Below are 25,916 nucleotides of genomic sequence, written 5' to 3'. Positions count from 1 at the left end.
CGGTATTGGTGTCGATAGGCAGGACGGATTATAAACCGTCAACTGCTCAAAAATATGTCATTATTGCTATTTTGGCCACGTAAAACATGACGACAGCGCAGATCAGCACCGACCAGGGCCGGCTTGACGTGCCCCTGATTTACCAATTCCTCAGCGAGCAATCGACGTGGGCGGTCGGCATGCCGCGCGCGCTGCTGGAGCGGGCCATCGCCAATTCATTGTGCTTCGGGGTGTATCTGGACGGGCGCCAGATCGGCTTCGCGCGCGTGGTGACCGATTGCGCCACCTTCGCCAACCTGGTCGATGTGTTCGTGCTGCCGGCGCACCGGGGGCAGGGGCACAGCAAGCGGCTGATGGAGGCGATCGTCGCGCATCCGGATTTGCAGGGCCTGCGGCGCTTCACCTTGGCCACCTTCGACGCGCACGGTCTGTACGCGCAGTTCGGGTTCACGCCGCCGGTGCGCCCGGCGACCCTGATGGAGCGCTACTGCCCCGACGTCTACCGCAATTAGCGTTGTAGAACAAATACGTAGGGCGGATTAGGCGGAACGCCGTAATCCGCCATTGCATGCGCCGTCGTAACGCACGCAGTGGCGGATTACGCTGCGCTAATCCGCCCTACGGGTTTTAGATTGGCTCTTTATCCTATTGCCAGTTCATCAGCACCGGCGGCACCAGCAGCGCCAGCGCCATCACCGCGTAGATCAGCTGCAACGGGATCATCCACTTGGCCCAGGTGATCCACGGCACCCGCGCCAGCGCCAGCACGCCCACCGTGATGCCCGACGTCGGGATCATCGGCGTGGTCAGCTCGCCGAACTGGAACGCCAGGATCGCGGTCTGGCGGGTCACGCCCACCAGGTCCGCCAGCGGCGCCATGATCGGCATCGTCAACGCCGCCTGGCCGGTGCCGGAGTGGATGAAGAAGTTGATCACCGTCTGGATGCCGAACATCTTCCACGCCGTGAAAATGGGACTGGACGATTGCACCAGCGGCGTCAGGCCGTGCAGCATAGTGTCGATGATTTGCGCGTCGCGCGCCAGGATCATCGTGCCGCGCGCCAGCGCGATCACCAGCGCCGTGCCGACCAGGTCGCGCGCGCCCTGGATGAAGCCTTCGACGATCTGCCCCGAGTCGAGACGCCCCACCAGGCCGATGACCACGCCCATGGTCAGGAACAGCGCGGCGATTTCGTCGATGTACCAGCCGTAGTGCACCACGCCCACCACCATGATGGCCAGCGAGCCGGCGAAGATCCACAGCACGCGCTTGTGGCGCGCGGTCATGCCGTGCAGTTCGCCCAGTCCCTCGGGCTGCTCCTTGCGCTTTTCCAGGTCGAGCGCATAGGTGGGGCTCAGTTGCGGATTTTTTTTCACGCGCGCCGCGTACCACATCAGGAAGGCGGCCGTGATGGCGGTGGCGATGGTCCAGGCGATCAGCCGGTAGCCCCAGCCCGAGAACACCGGCACGCCGGCGATGCCCTGCGCGATGCCGACGTTGAAGGGATTGAGGAAGGCGGCGCCGAAGCCCACCTGCGAACCGAGGAAGGGGATCGACACGCCGGTGATGGTGTCATAGCCCAGCGCCAGCGCCAGCGGCACGAAAATCAATATAAACGGTATGGCTTCCTCGTTCATGCCGAAGGTGGCGCCGCCGAGCGAGAACAAGGTGACGAACACCGGGATCAGCGCCTTCTGGATGAAGGCCGAGTCCTTGTGCGCGCGCGCCAGCGCCTTGATCATCGAGTCGACCGCCTCGGTCTTTTGCAGCACCGCGAAGGCGCCGCCGACGATCAGCACGAAGCCGATGATCTGCGCCGCCTCGACGAAGCCCTTGATCGGCGCCTTGAGCAGCGCCACAACGCCTTGCGGCGCGCTTGGCACGTAGTGGAAGCTGTCCGGCACGATCAGCTGCTTGCCGTCGACCAGGTGGGTGTCGTATTTGCCGCCCGGGACCAGCCAGGTGGCGGTGGCGATCAGCGCCAGGATGATGAACAACAGGACGAAGGTGTGCGGCAGCTTGAATTTTTTGGTGGTCATGGGACGTCGTGGTCGTTGTTTTTATTGGCTCAGCAGATCGCCGGCGCGGTAGGCCCGGGCGCCCGCCACTTTGCCGACGTTCATCCCGCGCAGCACGTGGCGGTGGGCGCTGCGGGCGAAGAACACGCCGGCCACGCCGGCGCGCACCGTGGTCGTCTCGCCGCTGACCGGGTCGATCAAGTCGGCGATGGCGTCGCCGGGCGCGACGCGCTCGCCCAGCTCGCGGGTGTAGACCAGCACCCCGGCGTGCGGCGCGTACAGCGGCTCGACCCCTTCGAGCGGCGTGGCCTCGCACAGCGCGGCCGGCAGCGGCGCGGCGGCGATGGCGGCGGCGCCCGCGCCGCTGCCGTCGTCCAGCAGCACGCCGTTCAAGACCAGGAAGCGCAGCAGGGCGGCGGCGTCCTTTTCGGCCAGCTCGTAGCTGACCTCCATCTCGCCGCGCAGCTCCACGGTGGTCGACAGGCAGGCCGGCGGAATCGGATATTTACCCTCGAAGTGGCGCTCCAGGTCCCACCACAGGCGACTGCAGGCCTCGTCGAACGGTTCGCCGCCGGCCTGGTAGGCCAGCAGCAGCGCGTGCGCGCCCATCAGCGCCGACAGCGGCGCGATGGCGCCGGCCAGCGGCGTGCCGGCGTAGATGTGCATCACCGCCTCGTTGTCGCAGTGCAGGTCGAGCACGATGTCGGCGTCGACCGCCATCGTCATCAGCGCTTTTTTCAGGGTGTCGGCGTCGGTCGACGGGCGCCAGTTGGCGATCGAGGCGCGCGCGTGTTCGCGGATCAGGCGCACGTTGGCGTCGGCGTCCTGGCCGAGCAGGCCGTCGAGCGATGTTTTCAGGTCCTCGAACACGTGCTTGTAGTTGCGGTTGAAATTGACGCCGGTGGTCAGGTCGAAGCGGCCGAAGGCGGCGCCGTGGATCGCCTGCGCCAGCCCGATCGGGTTGGCCGCCGGCACCAGAATGACTTCGCCGGCGATCTGGCCGGCCGCCTCCAGCGCGGCCAATCGCTTGCGCAGGAACTGGGCCACCAGCATGCCCGGCACCTCGTCGGCGTGCAGCGAGGCCTGGATGTAGACCTTTTTGCCGGCGCCCGGAGTGCCGAAGTGGAAGCTGGTCAGTTCGAAAGCGGTGCTGCTGTGGGGGCCGGAAAGGGGGTGTTTTTGTACGTGCATGATGGGCTGGCAGGGAAGGTTGACGGTGCGGCGATGTGCTTAACGATGCTTAACGCGTGCTTTAGTGCTTGAGTATGTAGCACTATTTTCACAAAGTAAATCGTTCGGGCCGAATCGGGACGCGCTTTCTTGAGTTTTCCCCGCGAACTGCGTACAGTTAGTCGATTGGAATTATTTACATATGACATAACTACCAGAGAGAACTATGGCTGAATTGCACGGTATGCGAATTTCCACGATGGCGCGCTCGGTGCGCCGCGCGATCGGTCTGGGCGCGGTGATCGGCGTGCTCGGCCAACCGGGCCTGGCGCTGGCCCAGGACGCGTCGGCGCCCGCCCAGGACCCCGCCGCCGCCAAGCCGATGCCCCGGGTCGAGATCACCGGCTCGGCGATCAAGCGCATCGAGTCGGAGACGGCGTTGCCGGTGCAGGTCATCACCCGCGAGGAGATCGACAAGGTGGGCGTGACCACCGCCTCCGAAATCCTGGCCCGCCTGTCGGCCAACGTCGGCGGCCTCACCGACGGCGCCAGCATCAACGTCGGCGGCGACCAGCGCGGCTTCAACAGCGCCAACCTGCGCGGCATCGGCACCTCCTCGACCCTGGTGCTGCTCAATGGCCGCCGCATGGCCAACTTCGCCTCGCCCGGCGACGACACCGGCGTCGACCTCAATAACATCCCGGCCGCCGCCATCCAGCGCGTCGAAGTGCTGCTCGACGGCGCCTCGGCGCTGTACGGCACCGACGCCATCGGCGGCGTGATCAACTTCATCACCCGCAAGGACTACCAGGGCGTGGAGCTGAACGCCTATGGCCTCAAGACCCAGGAGGGCGGCGCCGGCAAGCGCAAGGCCAGCATCACGGCCGGTTTCGGCGACCTGTCCAAGGACGGCTTCAACGTCTTCGCCGTGGCCGACGTGCAGAAATCGAACGCCTTGAGCACCTCGCAGCGCGACTTCATCGGCGACCTGCGGGTGCCCGAGCGCCTGCCGCACCTGCTGTCGGGCTACACCTCGCCGGCCAATATCCGCCTCTCCAGCGCCCAGCGCGATGAACTGCAGGAGCAGAACTTCCGCATCAACGGCAAACCGATCACCAACCGCACCATCAATCCGTCGGTGCCGACGTGCGCGGCGCCGGCCAACCTGTATCTGCCGGCCGGCATCGGCGGCGTCGACGCCTGTACCTACGATTACATGCGCGACACCGAGTTGTTCCCCAAGTCGGACAAGAGCAACCTGCTCACACGCGGCGTGTTGCAGCTCACGCCGAACAGCCAGTTGTACGCCGAGGTGGCGCTGAGCCGCTCGAAGACCTGGTACATCGGCTCGGGCGCGCGCGCCGACGACGCCGAAATCGACTACAAGAAGATCCCGGCGTTCGCCGGCTTCACGCTCTCGCCGGAGGAAGACGCCGATCCGGGCGCGCCGGTCACCGTCGGCCTGCGCATGCGCATGAACGAGGCCGGCCGGCGCGCCACCGAGTTGACCAGCGAAAGCCAGCGCTATGTGGTCGGCCTGACCGGCACCGCCGCCGGCTGGGACTATGACTTCGGCGTCAACCACAGCGTCAACAAGATCAAGGACCGCGACACCCACGGCTACCTGTTGAAGGACCAAATGCTGCAGGGGATCGCCGATGGCTTGATCAACCCGTTCGGGCCATCGAGCCAGGCCGGCGTCGACCTGCTCAACCGCATCCAGGTCGACGATGTGGCGCGGCGCGCGCGCGGCACCATGGATTCGGTCGACTTCAAGCTCTCGCACGCGATCGGCGCGCTGGCCGGCGGCGACGCCGCGCTGGCCGTCGGCGGCGAATACCGCCGCGAACGCACCAGCTACAATCCGTCGGACCTGCTGTTGAGCGACAACATCAACAACGATCCGGCGCCCGAGGAGGAGCGTGCCTACAGCAACAGCCGCAAGGTCAAGGCGGTCTACGGCGAGCTGCTGCTGCCGTTCACCAAGCAGTGGGAGGCGCAGCTGTCGGCGCGCTACGACCACTATCAGGTGGTCGGCGGCGCCGCCAGTCCGAAGGTGGGCGTGAGCTACACGCCGACCAAGACCATGCTGTTCCGCGCCTCGGCCGGCCGCGGCTTCCGCGCGCCGTCGATGACCGACCTGTATCGCGCCAACATCTACAGCGTCACCGCCACCTTGCCCGATCCCGTGGCCTGCGCCGTGGAAGACGCCACCTTGGCCGATTGCGCCGACAACTGGAGCACGCGCCGCTACTCGAACGCCAACCTCAAGCCCGAGCGCAGCCGCCAGTTCTCGACCGGCATGGTGATCCAGCCTTCCAAAAACGCGTCGATGACGATCGATTACTGGAACATCGAGCGCACCGACTTGATCAGCGAGATCGGCGACGACATCATCCTCGGCAACCTGGCCAAATACGGCAACCTGGTGCACCGCGACGAGGACGGCGCGATCGACTACATCGAGCTGCGCAAGGAAAACCGCGGCGCGCAAAAGGCCTCGGGCATCGATGTGATCCTCGACTACAACGGCGTGCGCACCTGGGCCGGCAATTTCGGCGGCCGCCTGTCGGGCACCTACGTGCTCACGTCGAAGATCCAGAACGACGTCGGCGACCCGTATGTGAGCAACCTGGGACGCTTCGTCACCGACGGCGTGGTGCAGCGCTGGCGCCATACCATCAACTTCGACTGGGACCGGGGTCCGTATTCGGCAACGCTGTCGAACACCTTCTCGAGCGGCTACCACGACCAGAACTCGGCCATCAACACCGACGACGGCACGGTGGTGGCGCCCAACCGCGTCAGCTCCTACTCGCTGTGGGACCTGTCGGGCGCCTGGCAGGTGAGCAAGGCGTTCAAGCTGCGCGCCGGGGTCCAGAACCTGTTCGACAAGGCGCCGCCGTTCTCCAACCAGGCCTATTTCTTCCTGTCCGGCTACGATCCGACCTACACGGATCCGCGCGGCCGGCGCTTCTTCGCCAGCGCCAGCTACGCCTTCAAATGAAAGCCCTCCACAATGTAATACATGCTTAAGTAATTGATTGGTATCATCTGTATTACCACGGCGCCGCGCGCAAGCCCCGGCGCCGGTTTCATCATTGGAAGGGCAACATGAAATTTACAGGTTCTACGTTCCAGCGCCTTTGCTTGCTTTGGCTGCTGGTGTTCGCCGGCGTCAGTGCGCATGCGGCCCAGGGAGCGGCCGCCACGTCGTCGGCCAAGGCGCAGTCGGGGACCAAGGCCAGCAAGCCGGCCAAGGCGGTACCGCCGCCCAAGCCGGTGCTGGCGCCGCCGGCGGGCAACCTGGTGATCATCGGCGGCGGCCTGCGCGCCGACAACGCCGAAGTCTGGCAGCGCATCGTGCAGCTGGCCGGCGGCCGTGGCGCGCGTATCGGCGTATTCGGCTCGGCCTCGATCAACCCGGAAAAGTCGGCGCAAAACACGGTTAACAAGCTCAATCAATATGGCGCCCAGGCGTTCTTCATCCCGCTCGGCGTGACGCTGCCCAACAGCGATTACCGCAAGGCCGCCGAGGACCCGGAGGTGGTGGCGCTGATCCACTCGGCCACCGGCATCTACTTCACCGGCGGCGACCAGGCCCGTATCACCAAGGCGCTGGTGCGCCCCGACGGCTCGCGCACGCTGGCGCTGGAGGCGGTATGGGACGTGTACCGCGACGGCGGCGTGGTGGCCGGTTCCAGCGCCGGCGCCGCGATCATGAGCACCACCATGTTCTACGACGCCAAGGCCACCCTGGACATGCTTAAACAGGGCGTCACCGACGGCAACGAGATCGCGCCGGGACTGGGCTTCATCGGCGACGACGTCTTCGTCGACCAGCATTTGCTGGTGCGCGGCCGCTTCGCCCGCATGATCCCGGTGATGTTGAAAAAAGGTTATCAGATCGGCCTGGGCATCGACGAGAACAGCGCGATGGTGGTCAACGCCCGCCGCGATGTGGAAATCATCGGCTACAGCGGCGCGCTGCTGCTCGATTTGTCGGCGGCGATCACCGACCGTGGCATCAAGGGTTTCAATATTAGCAATGCCACCATCAGTTATCTGGACAGGGGCGACAAATTCAACCTGGTCTCGCGCGAGTTCACGCCGTCGGCCGACAAGGCGGACAACAAGCTCGATCCGAACCAGCCCGACACGCGCGGCACCGTTTTCACCAACGACATCCTGGGCAACAACGCAGTGCTGGACCTGATGGTGAACCTGATCGACAACGCCCAGCAGGAGGCCATCGGCATCGCCTTCGGCAATCCGCGCGATTCGGCGCCGGACATCGGCTTTGAATTCCGCTTCAGTAAAACCATCAACAGCGTCGGCTACAGCTCGACCGAGGTGGAGGCGTATTCGGTGCTCAAGCTGAGGATGGACATCCGGCCGATCCAGCTCCAACAACCGCTTTACCGGTACCGGTAGCGGGCGAACCGGGAGTCGGCCGCCATGCGCACACCGGGCACCATGTTGAAGCACCTGATCGGGGCGGTCCTGGTGCTGGCCATTCCGCTGGAGGGCGCGTTGGCCGCGCCGGCCGCTCCCAAAGGTTCGCTGGTGATCATCGGCGGCGGCCTGCGGGGCGACAACGCCGACGTCTGGCAACGCATCGTCGCGCTGGCCGGCGGGCCGGGCGCGCGCATCGCCGTGCTGCCGTCGGCGGCGGCCGATCCGCAGCGGACCGGCGACAGGATCGTCGAGCGACTCAATGGCTACGGCGCGGCCGCCTTCATGGTGCCGCTGGCGGTGCGCCTGGACGGCAGCGATTTCCGCCGGGTGGCCGAGGATGGCGAGTTGGCGGCGGCCGTGCGCGGCGCCGGCGGCGTGTTCTTCTCCGGCGGCGACCAGTCCCGCATCACGCAGGCGCTGGTGCGCGAGGACGGCAGCCGCAGCGCGGTGCTGGAGGCGGTGTGGGACGTCTACCGCGGCGGCGGCGTGGTGGCCGGCGACAGCGCCGGCGCCGCCATCATGAGCAGCACCATGTTTTACTCGCCGAATTCGGTGTTCGGCACCCTGCGCGGCGGCGTCAATGAAGGCCGCGAAATCGCGCCCGGCCTGGGCTTCATCGGCGACGACGTCTTCGTCGACCAGCACCTGCTGGTGCGCGGACGCTTCGCCCGCATGATCCCGGCGATGCTCAAAAAGGGCTACAAATTCGGGCTGGGCATCGACGAGAACACCGCCATGGTGGTCGACAGCCGCCGCAACGTGGAAATCGTCGGCCACAAGGGCGCGCTGCTGATCGACCTGTCGCGCGCCACCACCGACCCCGCCAGCGCCGGCTTCAACGTCTCCAACGCGGTGATCAGCTATCTGGACCGGGGCGACCGCTACGACCTGGCCTCGCACGTGTTCACGCCGTCCGAGGCCAAGGCCGGCGGCCGGCTGCGGGCGGAACACGCGGTGCTGCACCAGCCGGTGTTCTCGCCCGATATCCTGGGCAGGAACGCGGTGGTGGACCTGATGGAGAGCCTGATCGTCAACCGCCGCGTCGAGGCGATCGGCATCGCCACTAGTGGTCCCCGGTCGCTGCTGCCGGAGTTGGGCTTCCAGTTCACCTTCAGCAAAACGCGCGACAGCGTCGGCTATGCATCGACATCGGCGTCGGTGACGGCGGCGCCGGTGCAGAGCTACTCGATCCTCAACGTCCGGCTGGATATCCGCCCGCTCGACATCGGGCAGTCGCTGACGACGCAAAAAAACTAGGCTGGGAGGTGGGGTGCTGAAAAGCGGCTTTTACTAAATGCCGCTAACCTTTGCTAACCTCTACTAGCCCGCGCTATTCCTTACTAAAATTGCCGCGCGTGACGCGAAACCATACTAAATTTCGCTGCGCCACCGCGGCGACAACCTAAAATAACGGTCACGTTTTCAACCGCTTGCCAGGAATCCCATGAGTCTTTTCGTTCACTCCCGCCGCTTTGTCTCTGCGCTGCTATTGGCGCTGTCCGCAGGCGCAGTTACCGCGTTGGCTGCGGCACCGGCGACTTCGCCGGACAGCCAACCGGCCACCGTCCGCCTCGACTACATCCATAGCGGCAACGCGCTCAACGAGCAGTATGCGGTGGAGCGTGTGGTGATCGAGCCGCTGCCGTGGCCCGGCGACATGCGCCGCACCATCGACGACACCAATCGCGGCAACAACCTGGTGGAGGTGGTCGACGCCGCCTCCGGCAAGCTGCTGTACTCGCGCGGCTTTTCAACAGTGTTCGCGGAATGGGCCAGCACCGAGGAAGCCGGCAAGACCAATCGCGGCTTCCAGGAGTCGGTGCGCTTCCCGAAACCGGACAAGCCGGTGAAGGTGCGCATCCTCAAGCGCGACGAGCGCGGCGCCTTCTCCGTGGTGTGGACGACCAGCGTCGATACCGACGCGATGGACGTGGTGCGCAAGCAGGCGCCCACGCCGGCAAAGCCGATCGGCATCCGCGTCAACGGCCCGTCGAAGGACAAGGTCGACCTGCTGATTTTGGGCGACGGCTACACGGCCGGCGAGATGAAGAAGTTCGAGGCGACCGCGCGCCGCCTGGCCGACCATCTGTTTAACACCTCGCCGTTCAAGGAGCGCGCCAAGGACTTCAACGTCTGGGCGCTGGCCTTGCCGACGCAGGAATCGGGCGTGTCGCGGCCATCGACCGGCGTGCACCACGCCTCGCCGCTGGGCACGCGCTACGACATCTTCGGCAGCGAACGTTATGTGCTGACCACCGACAACCGCGCGCTGCGCGAACTGGCGCAGAACGCGCCCTATGAATTCATCGAAATCCTCGTCAACAACGACACCTATGGCGGCGGCGGCATCTTCGGCCAGTTCAGCACAGCGGCGGCCAACAACGACTGGGCCAACTATCTGTTCGTGCACGAATTCGGCCACCACTTCGCCGGATTGGCCGACGAGTACTACACCTCGCCGGTGGCCTACGCCACCGGCGGCGCCACGCGCCCGGAGCCTTGGGAGCCTAATGCGACGGCGCTGCACGATCCGGCCAACGTAAAGTGGAAAAAGTTCGTCAAGGAGGGCACGCCGTTGCCGACGCCGTGGAAGAAGGACGACTACGAGGCGGCGTCGCGCGCGTACCAGAAGGAGCGCGTCGCGCTGCGCAAGGCAGACCGGCCGGAGTCGGAGATGAGCGCCTTGTTCCACAAGGACCTTCAGCACACCAACGAACTGTTCTCGCGCGATCCGAACCGGCACGTGGTTGGCGCCTTCGAGGGAGCCAACTACGAGGCCAAGGGATATTACCGTCCCGAGATGCAGTGCATTATGTTCGACCGCAGCGACAAATTCTGTTCCGTGTGCGCGGACGGGATCAGCACCATCGTCGACCTCTACTCCCGGCCGAAAAGCGAATAATCGGTTTTAGTACGCTACCGTACAGAGCACATCGGCTTGGGTTGCTATTCTGGATACGTGATCTGGCGCTTCTAAACAAGAGCGCGACGCAGGCAAGGCCCAAGGCCCTGCCTTAATAAGATAAGAACGCATCCAAATTAAACTTGAGAGGAAATATCATGAGCAAAATCATCGCTACCCTGATCGCCGGCCTGTTCGCAACCGCAGCTTTCGCACAGACCCCTGCACAGACCAACGAAGTCGCCAAGGCGCAGCAAGAAGCCAACAAGGACGTCGCCAAGGCTGAACAGAAAGAGATGAAAGTTGATGCCAAAGCCGACAAGAAAGCCAACAAGGCCGTCGCTAAAGCCAACCAGACCCACGACGAAGCCCAGGCTAAAGTAAATGTGGAAGCCGCCAAAGCGAACGAAAAAATCGCCAAGGCAGATCCAGAAGACAAAGCCAAAGCCGCCGCCAAAGGCGAAAAGAACATCGCTAAAGCCGAAGAAAAGGCCAACAAAAAGGCCGTGAAAGCCGACGCCAAAGCGATCAAGGCAACCGTTGACGCCACCGAAGACAAAGCGCTGGCCGCCAACAAGACCGACGCAGTGAAAGCCAAATCGGCTGCCGAAGTCAAAGAAGCCGCCGCTAAGCATTAATTCTTAGCCAGGCAATAAAAAAGACGAGCAATGCTCGTCTTTTTTTCGCCTTTTTATCGCATTCAAACCCGCACAGCAAAGCGGGGTCGGACCCTACGGGTCCGACCCCAAACCCGTAGTGCTAGATAATCGGCGTCAGCGATGTGGGTTTGATCTTCGTCGCCAGCGCTTTGCCTTTGCGTGCGCGCTTGCCGAAGTGGACCGCCAGGGCCGATGCCGACAGACGCTCTTCCTGCGCCTTGCCGCCACGTCCGATGCCGGAGACGATCACGCCTTTCTGGCTGATCGGCTTGGCCGCGATCAAGGTCTCCTTGTCGTCCAGCTCCATCAGGATGACGCCGCGGCCGCCGTTGGTCAGCACCTTCATTTCGTCCATGCCGAACACCAGCACCCGCGCGTTGGCCGACAATACGGCCACCGCGCTGGCGCCGTCCGCCACCACCGCCGGCGGCAGCGGCACGTCGCCCTCGTCCAGCGTGACAAAGGCCTTGCCGCCCTTGATGCGGCTGACCATGTCGCCGGCCTTGGCGATGAAGCCAAAGCCCGCGCTGGTGGCCATCATCAGTTGCGTGGCGGCCGGTCCGGCGAAGTAATGCTGGATGCGCGCGCCGGAAGCCAGGTCGATCAGGGTGGTGATCGGCACGCCGTCGCCGCGTGCGTTGGGCAGCGCGGCCACGGGCACCGAGTACACCTTGCCGTTGCTGCCGAAGGCGAGCAGGTTGTCCACTGTGCGGCATTCGAACGCGCCATACAGCGTGTCGCCTGCCTTGAACGTGAATTGCGTGGCGTCGTGGCCGATGCCGGTGCGCGCGCGTATCCAGCCTTTTTCCGAAATGATGACGGTGACCGGTTCGTCCACCACCTTCTGTTCGACCACGGCTTTCTGCGCTTCTTCGATCAAGGTGCGGCGGGCGTCGCCGTATTGCTTGGTGTCGGCTTCGATTTCCTTGATGATGGCGCGCTTCATCGACGCTGGATTGTCGAGCAGGTCCTGCAACAGCTGCTTCTCTTTGCGCAGTTCGGCCAGTTCCTGCTGAATCTTGATCGCTTCCAGACGTGCCAGCTGGCGCAGGCGGATTTCCAGGATATCTTCGGCCTGGATGTCCGACAGGCGGAAGCGCTCCATCAGCGCCGCTTTCGGTTCGTCCGAATTGCGGATGATGTGGATCACTTCATCGATGTTCAGCAGGATGGTCTCGCGGCCTTCCAGGATATGGATGCGCGCGTCGACCTTGCCCAGCTTGAATTTGGTGCGGCGGGTGACGGTGATGAAGCGGAAGTCGATCCATTCCTGCAGAATCTCGCCCAGGCCCTTTTGGCGCGGACGGCCATCGCCGCCGATCATCACCAGGTTGATCGACGCCGACGATTCCAGCGACGTATGCGCCAGCAGCATCAGCATGAATTCCGTCTGATCCTGGTTCTTCGACTTCGGTTCGAACACCAGGCGTACAGGCGCCGCGCGGCCCGATTCGTCGCGGATGGTGTCGAGCGAGTTGAGGATCAGCGATTTGAGCGCCATCTGTTCCGGCGACAGCGCCTTCTTGCCCATCTTGATCTTGGGATTGGTCAGCTCCTCGATCTCTTCGAGCACTTTCTGCGACGAGGTGCCCGGTGGCAGTTCGGTGACCACCGCCTGCCATTGGCCGCGCGCCAGCTCTTCGATTTTCCAGCGCGCGCGCACCTTCATGCTGCCACGCCCGTTGGCGTACATCTCGCTGATCTGCGCCGCCGGCGTGATGATCTGGCCACCGCCCGGGAAGTCCGGACCCGGCACCAGCGCCATCAACTCGCTGTGCGAGATCTTCGGATTGCGGATCATGGCGACTGCCGCCTGCGTGACCTCGCCCAGGTTGTGCGACGGGATTTCCGTCGCCAGGCCGACCGCGATACCGGAGGCGCCGTTCAGCAGCACCATCGGCAGGCGCGCCGGCAGCAGGCACGGTTCTTCGGTCGAGCCGTCGTAGTTGGCCTGGAATTCCACCGTGCCGAGATTGATCTCGTCGAGCAGCACCTTGGCGATTGGCGTGAGCCGCGCCTCGGTGTATCGCATCGCCGCCGCGCCGTCGCCGTCGCGCGAGCCGAAGTTACCCTGGCCGTCGACCAGCGGATAGCGCAGCGAGAAGTCCTGCGCCATGCGCACCATGGCGTCGTACACCGACTGGTCGCCGTGCGGGTGCAATTTACCCAGCACGTCGCCGACCACGGTGGCCGATTTGCGCGGCTTGGCGGTCGGGTTCAGGCCCATTTCGTTCATTGCGTACAGAATGCGGCGCTGTACCGGCTTCTGGCCGTCGCACACGTCCGGCAGCGCGCGGCCCTTGACCACCGAGATGGCGTAATCGAGGTAGGCGCGTTCGGCGAAGGTGGACAGGGTCAGCGTTTCGCCGCCGTCACCGCCATCGCCGCCATCGGGCGGGCCGTCGCCGTCGCCGCCTTGCGGCGGAACCGGAGGCACGGGGGGCTGCGGCGGCTGGCCGGCTTGGGCCGGCGCTGCCGCGGATTCGTCAAAGAGATTTGCTTGAGTCATAGTCGTTCAAAATTAAATATCGGCTTCGGCTTCGTTGCCGTGTTCTTCGATCCACGCGCGGCGGGCGGCGGCTTCGCCTTTACCCATCAGCATATTGAAGCGCGCGGCCGATTCGCCGTGGGCGAAAGCGCCCAGCGACACCGGCAGCAGGCGACGGGTGTCCGGATTCATCGTCGTTTCCCACAGCTGTTCGGCGTTCATCTCGCCCAGGCCTTTGAAGCGGGAGATCGACCAGGCGCCTTCCTTCAGGCCGTCCTTGCGCAGCTTGTCCTCGATGGCCACCAGCTCGCCCGGGTCGAGCGCGTACAGCTTCTGGATCGGCTTCTTGCCGCGCGCCGGCGCGTCGACGCGGTACAGCGGCGGGCGCGCGATGCAGATATTCCCGTTGGCGATCAGGCCGGGGAAGTGCTTGAAGAAGAGCGTCAGCAGCAGTACCTGGATGTGCGAGCCGTCGACGTCCGCGTCTGAGAGGATGCAGATTTTGCCGTAGCGCAGACCGGAAAGATCCGGCGTGCTGTCGGCCGTGTGCGGGTCGACGCCGATCGCCACCGAGATGTCGTGGATCTCGTTGTTGGCGAACAGGCGGTCGCGGTCCGTCTCCCACGAGTTGAGCACCTTGCCGCGCAGCGGCAGGATGGCCTGGAACTCCTTGTCGCGGCCCATCTTGGCCGAACCGCCCGCCGAGTCACCCTCGACCAGGAACAATTCGGTGCGATGGACGTCGGTCGATTCGCAGTCGGTCAGCTTGCCGGGCAAAACGGCTACGCCGGACGACTTCTTCTTTTCGACTTTTTGCAGGGAGCGCAGGCGCGATTGCGCCTGTTTGATGACCAGCTCCGCCAGTTTTTTGCCGTAGTCGACATGGTGGTTCAGCCACAGTTCCAGCGCAGGCTTGGAGTAGGTCGACACCAGGCGCACGGCGTCGCGCGAATTGAGGCGTTCCTTGATCTGGCCCTGGAACTGGGGGTCCAGCACCTTGGCCGACAACACGAACGAAACGCGCGCGAACACATCCTCCGGCAGCAGCTTGACGCCCTTCGGCAGCAGCGAGTGCATCTCGACGAAATTCTTCACCGCGCCATACAAGCCGTCGCGCAGGCCCGATTCGTGGGTGCCGCCGTTCGGCGTTGGAATCAGGTTGACGTAGGATTCGCGCACCACGGCGCCTTGCTCGGTCCACGCCACCACCCATGCCGCGCCTTCGCCCTCGGCGAAGCCTTCGGCGTCCGGGCCGGCAAACTGCGCGCCCTCGAACAGCGGGATCAGGGTCTCGCCGTCGGTCGATTGCGCCAGCGCCTCGGTCAGATAGCCGCGCAAGCCGTCGTTGTACTGCCAGGTTTGCGATTCGCCGGTCTTGGCGTTGGCCAGGGTGACGGTCACGCCGGGCAGCAGTACCGCCTTGGAGCGCAGCAGGCGCTGAAGTTCGGTCTGCGAGATCGCGGGCGAGTCGAAGTATTTGGCGTCCGGCCAGGCGGTGACGCGGGTACCGGACTTTTTGCCGTCGCGCGGCGCGACCACGGAGGACAGCGGCTCGACCACGTCGCCGTGCTCGAAGGCCAGCTTGTGCAGGCCGGTGCCATCGGGTTCCTTGCGCCAGACGGTGATCTCCAGGCGCTTGGACAGCGCGTTGGTGACCGACACGCCGACGCCATGCAGGCCGCCCGAGAAGGCGTAGGCGCCGCCCGAGCCCTTGTCGAACTTACCGCCGGCGTGCAGGCGGGTGAAGACGATTTCCACCGTCGGCACGCCTTCTTCAGGGTGCAGCCCGACCGGGATGCCGCGGCCGTCGTCTTCGACGGTGATGCTGCCGTCGGCGTTTTGCGTGACGACGATGTTCTTGCAATGGCCGCCCAGCGCCTCGTCGGAGGCATTGTCGATCACTTCCTGGATGATGTGCAGCGGATTTTCGGTGCGGGTGTACATGCCCGGACGTTGCTTGACTGGTTCCAGGCCCTTGAGGACCCGGATGGATGATTCGCTGTAATCGGAAACTGGTTTTTTAGTGGCCATACGTTCAAGCTTGTGATTTTAATACTGGGTTTATGTACAGTTTTATACGTTCGTTTGCGTATTCTATCCTCAACCGGACGCGATCGAGGCCTAAAACGGGACAAAAAATAGCTGCGGGCCAATTTATACACGATGTTTACAACGGGGGCGTGACTTTTTAGACCGTTTTTACGGGCGCCCCGATAAGCTGATTCGTATCGCAACGATCAATCAGGAGTTCGATATGCACGAACGGCCGGCGCTTTGATCGCTGCGAATACCACTCCCAGGATGTTCCAACCACTGAAAGAAAGAACCGCATCATGAACAAATTACTACTTGCCGCCGTCGTCAGCGCCGCATTCGTTTGCGGCCAGTCCCGCGCCGAGGATGCCGCGCCGGCCGCCGTCGCCAAGGCCGATAACGAAACGAGCTTCAACGCCGCTGTCGTGTCGGACTACCGCTACCGGGGCATTTCGCAGACGCGCCTCAAGCCCGCGCTGCAGGGCGGCGCCGACTATGTGAACAATCCGACCGGTTTGTATGCCGGCGTCTGGATGTCGACCATCAAATGGACCAAGGATGCGGGTGGCGATGGGGATGTCGAAGTCGATATCTACGCGGGCAAGCGCGGTCAGGTCAGCGAGGCGGTATCGTACGACGTGGGCGTGCTCACCTACGTGTATCCGTCCAACGACCTGAAAAACGTGCGCGGCTTCGCCAACGCCGACACCACCGAGATCTACGGGCAGCTCGGGTTTGGCCCCGCCTATATTAAGTACTCGCACGCGGTGGCCAATCTGTTCGGCTTCATCGACAGCAAAAACAGCGGCTATGTGGACGTCGGCGCCAATATCGACGCGGGTGACGGTTTCACCGTCAACCTGCACGCCGGACACCAGAAGGTGAAGCACAACGACGTCTCGAGCTACACCGACTGGAAGGTCGGCGCCACCAAGGACTTCGGCGTGGTCACCGGTTCGCTGGCGGTGATCGGCACGAATGCCGACAAGACGGCGTACGCCTCGCCAGCCAATGGCAAGTTCCTCGGCAAAACCGCGCTACAGCTAATGATCAGCAAGGTCTTTTGATCTTTTCTAGCACTCGCCCGTAAATCCGGGCAAGGGTCGTACCCCCCACGGGGTACGACCCTGCGATGGTTTTGGGTCCAGCGGTGCCGGATTATGCGTGGAATACTTCCCGGTACAGGTGCCGCACTTCCGGCGCGCACAGCACGTTCGCAGCCTTGTACATCGCTGGTTCCAGCTCGCTATGGTGCGAGTGATACGCGCCTTGCTCGTCCAGAATCAGCATGTCCGCCAGCCGCGCGCCCCGCAACTGCGCCACAAACACCAGCACACACCCTGTCTGATGCGCCGACAACGGCACGCTGCCATGCGCCACCGTCACCAGCACGCGCGCACCTGGATTGGCCCGTTGCGCCTCGAGCAGACGCTCGAGCAAAGGCGCGTGGTTCGGACGCTCCAGTTCCTCCCGCCGCAGCAGCGCCACGATCACGCCTGCACGCGCCAAGGCCGTATCGGCCTTGGCGCTACCCGACGTCGGCGACGCGCCTGAATCCACAAACTGCGACGCATCGACCACCAAATCATCGTATAGCTGCGGATCGTATGCGCCGGGATCGGGACAGACCAGTAGCACGCGATTGCCGGCCGCCACTCGCAACAACGCCAGTTCCTCGGCCAGATCGGAGACGTCCCGATTGCCGTCCATGCCCGTTAGCGCGACGATCATGCCACCTCCGCCGCTGCAGTACAGGCACGCGTGGCCGGTTGCGCCGCCGCGTCCGAACGATAGACTGGAATGTCTTCCAGCTCCTCCAGCGCGGCGGCGAGGCCGAGCTTGCACTCCGTGCTGGCGGGTGTCATCGGCAGGCGCAACTCATCGCCGATCCGGTCCTGTATCGACAGCGCGGCCTTGAGCGGCGCTGGATTCGGCTCCGAAAACAGCAGCCGGATAATCGGCAGCAGATGGTCGAACAGATCGCGTGCCTCCGTCAGGCGTTGCGCGCACACCAGATCGTATAGCCGCACATACAAATCGACGCGGATATGCGCGGCGGCCGAGAAGGCGCCATGCCCGCCGCCGCACAAGGCTGCGAACAGCAGCGCATCGTCGCCGCACAGCATCGACAGCGGCGTGCGGAGCACCAGCTCCGTCATCTGCTGCAAGCTGCCGCCGGCTTCCTTGATGCCGATGAATTGCGGGTTGACCGCCAAACGGCGCGCTGTGGCCAGCTCCAGATTGATGCCGGTGCGCGCCGGCACGTTATACAGCACGATCGGCTGCGCCGTGGCGTCGGCGATCGTCTCGAAGTGGCGCACCAGACCATCCTGCGATGGCCGCACATAGGCGGCGAGATCGATTTCGCAATGATGCAGCGGTGTGGCCAGCGGCACCCAGATGCCGCGAATGGAGGTAAGCATGATCTTTTCGGATAGTGGTAACACTTCAAGCTTATGCCGAGGCTTGTAAAAATTCTCTAAAGAGTGTGGCCGGGGGCGTAAACAGCGTGTAAACAAGGCATAAGCGAAAGGCATAATCGCGTACCGGAACACCAAATTTTTACGGTTTGTTTACACCGCCCCTCCAAGTCTTTACAAAATCTTTAGACCCTTCCCGCTAACCTTCCCAGTATCAAAACAAGACCTGTGAGGGTGTGATGGACATAGTATTTATCGGTGCGATGGTGATGTTCTTCGCTGTGACCGTGGCGTTTACCGCCGGTTGCGACAAGCTGGGAGGCCAGCCATGAGCCTCTTCTACGTGATCGGCGCCGCCGCCGCCGGCGGCCTGCTGGTGTATTTGATCGTCGCGTTGCTGAAAGCGGAGGAACTGTGATGACCATGCAATCGATCGTTCTGCTGGTGGTGTTCCTGGCCGCCGTCATCGCATTGGCCTACCCGCTCGGCATCCTGCTGACGCGCGTCGGCAACGGCAATGCCATCCCCGGCATGGGCTGGATCGGCAAGATCGAGGCGCTGTTGTACCGCGCCGCCGGCATCGCTGGCCAGGACGGCAAACCCGAAGGCCAGAACTGGAAAGCCTACGCCATCGCGCTGCTGGCCTTCAACGGCATCGGCGCCTTAGCTGTTTACGCGCTTCAGCGGGTTCAGGCCTTCCTGCCGCTCAATCCCCAGGGCTTTGACAACGTCAGCCCCGACTCGTCGTTCAACACCGCCGTCAGCTTTGTCGCCAACACCAACTGGCAGGGCTACAGCGGCGAACAGACTGTGAGTTATCTAACCCAGATGCTGGCGCTGACCGGCCAGAACTTCTTCTCCGCCGCCACCGGCATGGCTGTCGCCTATGCGCTGATCCGGGGCTTTTCTTCACGTTCGGCCAAGTCGATCGGTAACTTCTGGGTCGACGCCACCCGTTCGACGCTGTATGTGCTGCTGCCGCTGTCGCTGGTGTTCGCCGTATTCCTGATGGGGCAGGGCGTGATCCAGAACTTCTCCGCGTATAAAGAAGTAACCCTGCTCGATCCGGTCACCTACACGCAGCCCAAAGTCGGCGCTGATGGACAGCCGCTGAAGGACGCCAAGGGCGAGCCGGTCACCGAAACGCTGACCGCCAAAACGCAAACCATCGCCATGGGACCTGTCGCCTCGCAGGAGGCGATCAAGATGCTGGGTACGAACGGTGGCGGCTTCTTTAACGCCAATTCCGCACATCCGTATGAGAATCCGACGCCGCTGACGAACTTCATGCAGATGCTGGCCATCTTCCTGATCCCGGCCGGCTTGTGCTTCGCGTTCGGCCGCATGGTGGGCGATCCGCGCCAGGGCTGGGCGGTCCTGGCCGCGATGACATTGCTGTTCGTCGCCACCACGGTCGTGGTGCTGGGCGCCGAGCAGCAGGCGCATCCCGCGCTGCAGGCGCTCAACGTCGACCAGGCCATGAGCGCGCTGCAATCGGGCGGCAATATGGAAGGCAAGGAAACCCGCTTCGGCATCAGCGCCTCGGCCTTGTTCGCCGCCGTGACCACGGCCGCCTCCTGCGGCGCGGTCAACGCCATGCATGATTCGTTCATGCCGTTGGGCGGCATGATCCCGATGCTGTTGATCCAGTTCGGCGAAGTGATATTCGGCGGCGTCGGCTCGGGGCTGTACGGCATGCTGATCTTCGCCATCATGGCCGTCTTCATCGCCGGCCTGATGATCGGCCGCACGCCGGAATACCTGGGCAAGAAGATCCAGGCATACGAGATGAAGATGACCTCCATCGCCATCCTGGTGACGCCGACCCTGGTGCTGGTCGGTACCGCCATCGCCGTCATGACGGACGCCGGCAAGGCCGGCATCGCCAATCCCGGCGCCCACGGCTTCTCCGAGATCCTGTACGCGTTCAGCTCCGCCGCCAACAACAACGGCAGCGCTTTTGCCGGCCTGTCAGCCAACACGCCGTTCTACAACAGCATGCTGGCGGTGGCGATGTGGTTCGGCCGCTTCGCGATGATCGTGCCTATCCTGGCCATCGCCGGTTCGCTGGCCGGTAAAAACCGCTTGCAGGCGAATGCCGGCACCATGCCGACCCACGGCCCGATGTTCATCGGCCTGCTGTGCGGCGTGGTGGCGCTGGTCGGCGTGCTCAATTATGTTCCGGCGCTCGCGCTCGGCCCAGTGGTCGACCACTTGCAGCTGTTTGCAAAATAAGGAATCACCATGTCGCAGACTATCCAAAAAGAGATGACCATCTTTACCAATCCACCGGTCAAAAAGCAGGGCATGTTCGACAGCGAGCTGCTGATGCCGGCCATCGCCGACTCGTTCCGCAAACTCAGTCCCGCCACGCAGGTGCGCAGCCCCGTGATGTTCGTGGTCTACGTCGGCAGCATCATCACCACCTTGCTGTATGCGCAGGCGCTGTTCGGCAAGGGCGAGACCAGCCCCGGTTTCATCCTGGCGATCACCGTCTGGCTGTGGTTCACGGTGCTATTCGCGAACTTCGCCGAGGCCATGGCCGAAGGCCGCAGCAAGGCGCAGGCGGCGTCGCTGCGCAGCCTGAAGCAAACCGTGGTCGCCAAGAAGCTGGCCAGCCCCAAGTACGGCACCACCTGGCTGCCACAGCCCGCGCTCGATCTGCGCAAGGGTAACTACATCCTGGTGGAGGCGGGCGACGTGATCCCGATCGACGGTGAAGTGATCGAAGGCGTGGCGTCGGTCGACGAAAGCGCCATCACCGGCGAATCGGCGCCGGTGATCCGCGAGTCCGGCGGAGACTTCTCGTCCGTCACCGGCGGCACGCGCGTACTGTCGGACTGGCTGGTGGTCAAAGTCACCGCCAATCCGGGCGAGACCTTCCTCGACCGCATGATCTCGATGGTCGAAGGCGCCAAGCGCCAGAAAACGCCAAATGAGATCGCGCTGACGATCCTGCTGGTGGCCCTGACCATCGTGTTCCTGATCGTGACCGTGACCTTGCTGCCGTTTTCGTTGTTTTCCGTGGCCGCCAGCGGCAGCGGCGCGCCGGTCACCATCACGGTGCTGATCGCGCTGCTGGTGTGCCTGATCCCAACCACCATCGGCGGCCTGCTGTCGGCCATCGGCGTGGCCGGCATGAGCCGCATGATGCAGGCCAACGTGATCGCCACCTCCGGCCGCGCCGTGGAGGCGGCCGGCGACGTCGACGTGCTGCTGCTCGATAAAACCGGCACCATCACGCTCGGCAACCGCCAGGCATCATCGTTCGTGCCGGCGCCCGGCGTGACCGACCAGCAGTTGGCCGATATCGCGCAATTGGCCTCGCTGGCCGACGAAACGCCGGAAGGGCGCAGCATCGTGGTGCTGGCAAAGCAGAAGTTCAACCTGCGCGAGCGCGAGATGGCGTCGCTGAACGCGGTCTTTGTGCCGTTCACCGCGCAAACCCGCATGAGCGGCGTCGATATCGGCGACCGCGAAATCCGCAAGGGCGCGGCCGACACGGTGCGCAAGTACGTCGAGGCGCTCGGCTTGCCGTATCCGGCGGAAGTGACCCGCGCCGTCGACGACATCTCGCGTCGCGGCAGCACGCCGCTGGTGGTGGTCGACGGCGGCCGCGTGATGGGCGTCGTCGAGTTGAAGGACATCGTCAAGGGCGGCATCAAGGAGCGCTTCGCGGAGTTGCGCCGCATGGGCATCAAGACCGTCATGATCACCGGCGACAACAAGCTGACCGCCGCCGCCATCGCCGCCGAGGCGGGCGTGGACGATTTCCTGGCCGAGGCGACGCCGGAAGACAAGCTTAAACTGATACGCAGCTACCAGTCCGAGGGACGTCTGGTGGCGATGACCGGCGACGGCACCAACGACGCGCCGGCGCTGGCGCAGGCCGATGTCGCCGTGGCGATGAACTCGGGCACGCAGGCGGCCAAGGAGGCGGGCAACATGGTCGATCTGGATTCGAATCCAACCAAGCTGCTGGAGATCGTCGAAATCGGTAAGCAGATGCTGATGACGCGCGGCTCGCTGACGACGTTCTCCATCTCCAATGACATCGCCAAGTACTTCGCCATCATTCCGGCGGCCTTCGTCGGCACTTACCCGCAACTGAAGGCGCTCGACATCATGCACCTGGCCAGCCCGTCGTCGGCCATCATGTCGGCGGTGATCTTCAACGCGCTGATCATCGTCGCGCTGATTCCGCTGGCGCTCAAGGGCGTGCGTTACCGCGCCATCGGCGCCGTCGCGCTGTTGCGCCGCAACCTGCTGCTGTACGGCGTCGGCGGCATCATCCTGCCGTTTGTCGGCATCAAGGCCATCGACCTGCTGCTGTCGGCGCTCAACCTGGCTTAAGGAGATCATCATGTCGTTTTCCGCAATTCGTCCCGCCGTCGTCGTCTTCAGTGCCTTGACCCTGATCTGCGGCGTGATTTATCCACTCGCCGTCACCGGCATCGGCGCCACAGCATTTTCCGCCCAGGCGGCCGGCAGCCTGGTGGAAGCCGGCGGCAAGCAGGTCGGCTCGACGCTGATCGGCCAGCCGTTTTCGTCGCCGCAGTATTTTTGGGGCCGTCCGTCGGCCACCGGGCCGATGCCCAACAACGCCGCCGGCTCCAGCGGCTCCAATCAGGGACCGAACAATCCCGCGCTGCTGGATGCCGTCAAGGGCCGTATCGACGCGCTCAAGGCGGCCGATCCGTCCAACAGCGCTCCGATTCCGGTCGATCTGGTGACGGCGTCCGCCAGCGGCCTCGATCCCGAGATCAGCGTGGCCGCCGCGCGCTATCAGGCCGGCCGTATCGCCGCCGTCCGCAAGCTGCCGGCCAAGGAGGTGCTGGCGCTGATCGACCGCCACCGGATCGCCCAGGTGTTCGGCTTTTTCGGCGAGCCGAGGGTCAACGTGCTGGCGCTGAATCTGGCGTTGGACGGCGCGGCAAGCCCCGACAAGGGGTAAAATCAGCGCATGTCCATGTTCCCCAACGAGAGCCAACGACCCGACCCCGATGCGCTGCTGGCGCAGGTGAATGCGCAGGAGCGCAAGGCGGCGCGCGGCAAGCTGCGCATCTACTTCGGCGCCTCCGCCGGCGTTGGCAAGACCTATGCGATGCTGGCCGCCGCCCGCAAGTCGCAGGCCGAAGGGCAGGAGGTGTTGGTCGGCGTTGTCGAAACCCACGGACGCGGCGAGACCGCCGCCATGCTGGGGGACCTGGACGTGCTGCCGCCCAAGCGCATCGACTATCGCGGCAAAACCCTGAGCGAATTCGATCTCGATGGCGCGCTGGCCCGGCGCCCGCCGCTGATCCTCATGGACGAACTGGCGCACTCCAACGCGCCCGGCTCGCGCCACCCCAAGCGCTGGCAGGACATCGAGGAACTGCTCGACGCCGGCATCGACGTGCTCACCACCGTCAATGTGCAGCACCTTGAAAGCCTCAACGACGTCGTCGGCGGCATCACCGGCATCCGCGTCGGCGAGACGGTGCCCGACACGGTGTTCGACCAGGCCGACGAGGTGGTGCTGGTCGATATCCCGGCCGACGAACTGTTGGCGCGCCTCAAAAGCGGCAAGGTCTATCAGGAGCAGCAGGCCGAGCGCGCGTCGAAAAACTTCTTCCGCAAAGGGAATCTGATCGCGTTGCGCGAGCTGGCGCTGCGCCGCACCGCCGACCGGGTCGAGGACGACGTGCGCGCCTACCGCGTCGAGCAATCGATTGCCGACATCTGGAAGACCGGCGCCGCGCTGCTGGCCTGCGTCGGCCCGCGTCCCGGCAGCGAGCATACGGTGCGCAGCACGGCGAGGCTGGCCGGCCAACTGGGCACCGGCTGGCACGCGATCTATGTCGAAACGCCGTCGCTGCATCGGCTGCCCGCCGCGCGGCGCGAGCAGATTCTCAAAACCCTGAAGCTGGCGGAGAGCCTGGGCGCGACCACGGCGGTCATTTCCGGGCGCGACATCGCCATGGCGGCGGTGGAATATGCGCGCAGCCGCAACCTGTCGAAGATCGTGGTCGGCCGCGCCCATCCGACGTGGCCTTGGCGCCCGCCGCACATCAAGCGCCTGGCGCTCTACGCGCCGGACCTCGACCTGATCGAAATCGGCCGCGCAAGCAAGGAGCCGGAGGCGGCATCGCCGGTTCCCATCGGCCGGGACGCCGACGACTTGCCCGCCGATGCCGATGACACCGGGGTAAAAGTGCCTTGGCTGCGCAGCCGGGCCGCCGGCTACCTGATTGCCGCCGTGGCCAGCGTCGCCACCGCGCTGGTGGCCACGCCGCTGGCGGTCTGGCTCGACCTGGCCAACATCGCCATGCTGTTTTTGCTGATGGTGGTGTTGGTGGCGGTGCGCTTCGGTCGCGGACCGTCGGTGCTGGGCACTTGCGTCAGCGTGGCCTGCTTCGACTTCTTTTTCGTTCCGCCGCGCTTCACCTTCGCCGTGACGGATTTCCAGTACGTGATTACCTTTGTCGTCATGCTCGCGGTGGGTCTGATCACCGGCCACCTGACCGCCGGCCTGCGTTTCGAGGCGCGCATCGCCTCACAGCGCGAGAAGCGCTCGCGCGCACTCTATGAGTTCGCGCGTGAACTGTCCGGCGCTTTGCAAACCGAACAAATCTTCGGGACCACGCAGGCGGCGATTCAGCGGGCCTTCCGCGCCCGCTCCACGCTGATGGTGCCGGACGACGAGGGCAGGCTGCGGATGCCGCCTCCCGGAAACGGTGGCGGCGCTATCCAGGCCGTCGATGCCGCCTATATCGGACATCGCTCCGCGCTCGACATCGGCATCGCCCAATGGTCGTTCGACCACGCCGAAAGCGCGGGCCTGGGCACCGGCACCCTGCCAGCCAGCCGGATCTTTTACCTGCCGCTGGAAGCGCCGATGCGCACACGCGGCGTACTGGCAATCGAACCGGCAAACGCGCGCTGGATACTGATCCCCGAGCAGCGGCAGCAGCTCGACACCTTCGCCGCGCTGGCCGCCATCGCGCTGGAACGGGTGCACTACATCGAGGTGGCGCAGAACGCGCTGGTCAACATGGAATCCGAGCGGCTGCGCAATTCGCTGCTGGCGGCGTTGTCGCACGACCTGCGCACGCCGCTCACGTCCCTGGTCGGCCTGTCCGAATCGCTGGCCGGCTCGAAACCGGCGCTGGCGCCCTCGCAACTGGACATGGCGGCCGCGCTGCACGACGAGGCCCTGCGCATGAGCGCCCTGGTCTCGAATCTGCTCGACATGGCGCGCATCCAGAGCGGGGAAGTGAAATTCAACCTGCAATGGCAGCCGCTGGAGGAAGTGGTGGGCAGCGCGCTGCGCGCCAGCGCGTCGCTATTAAAAGGCCACGTGGTGCGCACCCGGCTGCCGTCCGACCTGCCGCTGCTGCGCTACGACGCGGTGCTGATCGAACGGGTGCTGTGCAACCTGGTGGAAAACGCCGGCAAATATACGCCGCCCGGATCGCAAATCGTCATCGCCGCCGAGTTGCACGGCGCCTGGATTAATATCCTGGTCTATGATGACGGTCCGGGTTTGCCGCCCGGACGGGAGGAAGCCATCTTCGAGAAATTCACGCGCGGCGAACGGGAATCGGCCAAGCCTGGCGTGGGCCTGGGGCTGGCGATCTGCCGCGCCATCGTCGAGGCGCACGGCGGACGCATCGCGGCGGCGCAGTCGCCGTTGGGCGGCGCGGGCTTCGCGATCTCGCTGCCGCTTGGCACGCCGCCGGAAATGCCGGAGATGCACGAGCTGGAACAGGATAGCTGATATGAGT

19 protein-coding genes are annotated in these 25,916 nt (G+C 64.4%); 13 read left to right on the top strand and 6 right to left on the bottom strand.

The features are described 5' to 3' along the window. Positions 1-86 precede the first annotated feature (86 nt). Complete coding sequence (locus NHH73_27835; GenBank protein USX26327.1) at positions 87-512, top strand: GNAT family N-acetyltransferase; 426 nt, start codon at positions 87-89, stop codon at positions 510-512. A gap of 133 nt (positions 513-645) precedes the next feature. On the opposite strand, the gene NHH73_27830 is transcribed toward NHH73_27835, so the two are convergent. Together NHH73_27830 and NHH73_27825 are read right to left on the bottom strand one after the other, a co-directional pair. Next, the gene (locus NHH73_27830) at positions 646-2,040 is read right to left on the bottom strand and encodes a YfcC family protein (GenBank protein ID USX26326.1); all 1,395 of its coding nucleotides are present in this window, start codon (positions 2,038-2,040) and stop codon (positions 646-648) included. 21 nt (positions 2,041-2,061) lie between these two features. Then, positions 2,062-3,210, bottom strand: coding sequence for a M14 family metallopeptidase (locus NHH73_27825; protein USX26325.1), 1,149 nt, complete (start codon positions 3,208-3,210; stop codon positions 2,062-2,064). Between the two features lie 223 nt (positions 3,211-3,433). Here NHH73_27825 and NHH73_27820 point away from each other — a divergent pair, with 223 nt between their 5' ends. The 5 genes from NHH73_27820 (at position 3,434) to NHH73_27800 (ending at position 11,187) form a co-directional block, all read left to right on the top strand. After that, on the top strand, positions 3,434-6,196 hold the full coding sequence (locus NHH73_27820) for a TonB-dependent receptor (GenBank protein ID USX26324.1): 2,763 nt from the start codon (positions 3,434-3,436) through the stop codon (positions 6,194-6,196). Positions 6,197-6,303: 107 nt separating this feature from the next. Continuing rightward, positions 6,304-7,623 (top strand): cyanophycinase, encoded by a 1,320-nt coding sequence (locus NHH73_27815; GenBank protein USX26323.1) that lies wholly within the window; start codon positions 6,304-6,306, stop codon positions 7,621-7,623. Positions 7,624-7,647: 24 nt separating this feature from the next. Next, on the top strand, positions 7,648-8,904 hold the full coding sequence (locus NHH73_27810; protein USX26322.1) for a cyanophycinase: 1,257 nt from the start codon (positions 7,648-7,650) through the stop codon (positions 8,902-8,904). A gap of 187 nt (positions 8,905-9,091) precedes the next feature. Beyond that, positions 9,092-10,549, top strand: a complete 1,458-nt coding sequence (locus NHH73_27805) for an IgA Peptidase M64 (protein ID USX26321.1) — start codon at positions 9,092-9,094, stop codon at positions 10,547-10,549. Between the two features lie 158 nt (positions 10,550-10,707). Beyond that, positions 10,708-11,187: a hypothetical protein gene (locus NHH73_27800; protein ID USX26320.1), complete on the top strand. Its 480-nt coding sequence runs from the start codon at positions 10,708-10,710 to the stop codon at positions 11,185-11,187. 121 nt (positions 11,188-11,308) lie between these two features. On the opposite strand, the gene parC is transcribed toward NHH73_27800, so the two are convergent. Together parC and NHH73_27790 are read right to left on the bottom strand one after the other, a co-directional pair. After that, positions 11,309-13,717 (bottom strand): DNA topoisomerase IV subunit A, encoded by a 2,409-nt coding sequence (parC, locus tag NHH73_27795; GenBank protein ID USX26319.1) that lies wholly within the window; start codon positions 13,715-13,717, stop codon positions 11,309-11,311. 12 nt (positions 13,718-13,729) lie between these two features. Beyond that, positions 13,730-15,727, bottom strand: coding sequence for a type IIA DNA topoisomerase subunit B (locus tag NHH73_27790; GenBank protein USX26318.1), 1,998 nt, complete (start codon positions 15,725-15,727; stop codon positions 13,730-13,732). A gap of 302 nt (positions 15,728-16,029) precedes the next feature. Between NHH73_27790 and NHH73_27785 the strand changes: the two genes are divergently transcribed. Then, complete coding sequence (locus NHH73_27785; GenBank protein ID USX26317.1) at positions 16,030-16,797, top strand: TorF family putative porin; 768 nt, start codon at positions 16,030-16,032, stop codon at positions 16,795-16,797. A 91-nt stretch (positions 16,798-16,888) separates the two neighbouring features. Here NHH73_27785 and NHH73_27780 read toward each other — a convergent pair whose 3' ends face one another. Together NHH73_27780 and NHH73_27775 are read right to left on the bottom strand one after the other, a co-directional pair. Then, the gene (locus NHH73_27780; GenBank protein ID USX26316.1) at positions 16,889-17,461 is read right to left on the bottom strand and encodes a hypothetical protein; all 573 of its coding nucleotides are present in this window, start codon (positions 17,459-17,461) and stop codon (positions 16,889-16,891) included. After that, the gene (locus tag NHH73_27775) at positions 17,458-18,153 is read right to left on the bottom strand and encodes a dihydrodipicolinate synthase family protein (GenBank protein USX26315.1); all 696 of its coding nucleotides are present in this window, start codon (positions 18,151-18,153) and stop codon (positions 17,458-17,460) included. The genes NHH73_27780 and NHH73_27775 overlap by 4 nt, the downstream gene beginning before the upstream one ends. 236 nt (positions 18,154-18,389) lie before the next feature. On the opposite strand from NHH73_27775, the gene NHH73_27770 reads away from it, so the two are divergent. The 6 genes from NHH73_27770 (at position 18,390) to kdpD (ending at position 25,909) form a co-directional block, all read left to right on the top strand. Continuing rightward, positions 18,390-18,482: a potassium ABC transporter ATPase gene (locus NHH73_27770; GenBank protein USX26314.1), complete on the top strand. Its 93-nt coding sequence runs from the start codon at positions 18,390-18,392 to the stop codon at positions 18,480-18,482. Then, positions 18,479-18,568: a potassium-transporting ATPase subunit F gene (locus NHH73_27765; GenBank protein USX26313.1), complete on the top strand. Its 90-nt coding sequence runs from the start codon at positions 18,479-18,481 to the stop codon at positions 18,566-18,568. Before NHH73_27770 ends, NHH73_27765 begins: the two co-directional genes overlap by 4 nt. Next, positions 18,568-20,385: a potassium-transporting ATPase subunit KdpA gene (gene kdpA, locus NHH73_27760; protein USX26312.1), complete on the top strand. Its 1,818-nt coding sequence runs from the start codon at positions 18,568-18,570 to the stop codon at positions 20,383-20,385. The genes NHH73_27765 and kdpA overlap by 1 nt, the downstream gene beginning before the upstream one ends. Positions 20,386-20,457: 72 nt before the next feature. Continuing rightward, positions 20,458-22,503 (top strand): potassium-transporting ATPase subunit KdpB, encoded by a 2,046-nt coding sequence (kdpB, locus tag NHH73_27755; GenBank protein ID USX29729.1) that lies wholly within the window; start codon positions 20,458-20,460, stop codon positions 22,501-22,503. 10 nt (positions 22,504-22,513) lie between these two features. Then, positions 22,514-23,104: a potassium-transporting ATPase subunit KdpC gene (kdpC, locus tag NHH73_27750; protein ID USX26311.1), complete on the top strand. Its 591-nt coding sequence runs from the start codon at positions 22,514-22,516 to the stop codon at positions 23,102-23,104. A gap of 15 nt (positions 23,105-23,119) precedes the next feature. Further along, a complete protein-coding gene (gene kdpD, locus NHH73_27745) occupies positions 23,120-25,909 on the top strand; it encodes a two-component system sensor histidine kinase KdpD (protein ID USX29728.1) in 2,790 nt (929 codons plus the stop codon). Positions 25,910-25,916 lie beyond the last annotated feature (7 nt).

This window comes from Oxalobacteraceae bacterium OTU3CINTB1 (assembly GCA_024123955.1).
In the GTDB taxonomy this organism is placed as follows: Bacteria; Pseudomonadota; Gammaproteobacteria; order Burkholderiales; family Burkholderiaceae_D; genus Rugamonas.
The sequence above is the reverse complement of the archived record's forward strand: the minus strand, read 5'-3'. Positions and strand labels throughout refer to the sequence as shown.

Excerpts from the sequence above, each read along its gene's own strand:
- NHH73_27835 (USX26327.1), top strand. The coding sequence starts at position 87 with ATGACGACAGCGCAGATCAGCACCGACCAGGGCCGGCTTGACGTGCCC.
- NHH73_27790 (USX26318.1), bottom strand. The coding sequence starts at position 15,727 with ATGGCCACTAAAAAACCAGTTTCCGATTACAGCGAATCATCCATCCGG.
- NHH73_27765 (USX26313.1), top strand. The coding sequence starts at position 18,479 with ATGAGCCTCTTCTACGTGATCGGCGCCGCCGCCGCCGGCGGCCTGCTG.
- NHH73_27780 (USX26316.1), bottom strand. The coding sequence starts at position 17,461 with ATGATCGTCGCGCTAACGGGCATGGACGGCAATCGGGACGTCTCCGAT.
- NHH73_27830 (USX26326.1), bottom strand. The coding sequence starts at position 2,040 with ATGACCACCAAAAAATTCAAGCTGCCGCACACCTTCGTCCTGTTGTTC.
- kdpA (USX26312.1), top strand. The coding sequence starts at position 18,568 with ATGACCATGCAATCGATCGTTCTGCTGGTGGTGTTCCTGGCCGCCGTC.
- NHH73_27770 (USX26314.1), top strand. The coding sequence starts at position 18,390 with ATGGACATAGTATTTATCGGTGCGATGGTGATGTTCTTCGCTGTGACC.
- NHH73_27800 (USX26320.1), top strand. The coding sequence starts at position 10,708 with ATGAGCAAAATCATCGCTACCCTGATCGCCGGCCTGTTCGCAACCGCA.
- NHH73_27805 (USX26321.1), top strand. The coding sequence starts at position 9,092 with ATGAGTCTTTTCGTTCACTCCCGCCGCTTTGTCTCTGCGCTGCTATTG.
- NHH73_27810 (USX26322.1), top strand. The coding sequence starts at position 7,648 with ATGCGCACACCGGGCACCATGTTGAAGCACCTGATCGGGGCGGTCCTG.
- NHH73_27815 (USX26323.1), top strand. The coding sequence starts at position 6,304 with ATGAAATTTACAGGTTCTACGTTCCAGCGCCTTTGCTTGCTTTGGCTG.
- parC (USX26319.1), bottom strand. The coding sequence starts at position 13,717 with ATGACTCAAGCAAATCTCTTTGACGAATCCGCGGCAGCGCCGGCCCAA.
- kdpB (USX29729.1), top strand. The coding sequence starts at position 20,458 with ATGTTCGACAGCGAGCTGCTGATGCCGGCCATCGCCGACTCGTTCCGC.
- NHH73_27775 (USX26315.1), bottom strand. The coding sequence starts at position 18,153 with ATGCTTACCTCCATTCGCGGCATCTGGGTGCCGCTGGCCACACCGCTG.
- NHH73_27785 (USX26317.1), top strand. The coding sequence starts at position 16,030 with ATGAACAAATTACTACTTGCCGCCGTCGTCAGCGCCGCATTCGTTTGC.
- NHH73_27820 (USX26324.1), top strand. The coding sequence starts at position 3,434 with ATGCGAATTTCCACGATGGCGCGCTCGGTGCGCCGCGCGATCGGTCTG.
- kdpC (USX26311.1), top strand. The coding sequence starts at position 22,514 with ATGTCGTTTTCCGCAATTCGTCCCGCCGTCGTCGTCTTCAGTGCCTTG.
- NHH73_27825 (USX26325.1), bottom strand. The coding sequence starts at position 3,210 with ATGCACGTACAAAAACACCCCCTTTCCGGCCCCCACAGCAGCACCGCT.
- kdpD (USX29728.1), top strand. The coding sequence starts at position 23,120 with ATGTTCCCCAACGAGAGCCAACGACCCGACCCCGATGCGCTGCTGGCG.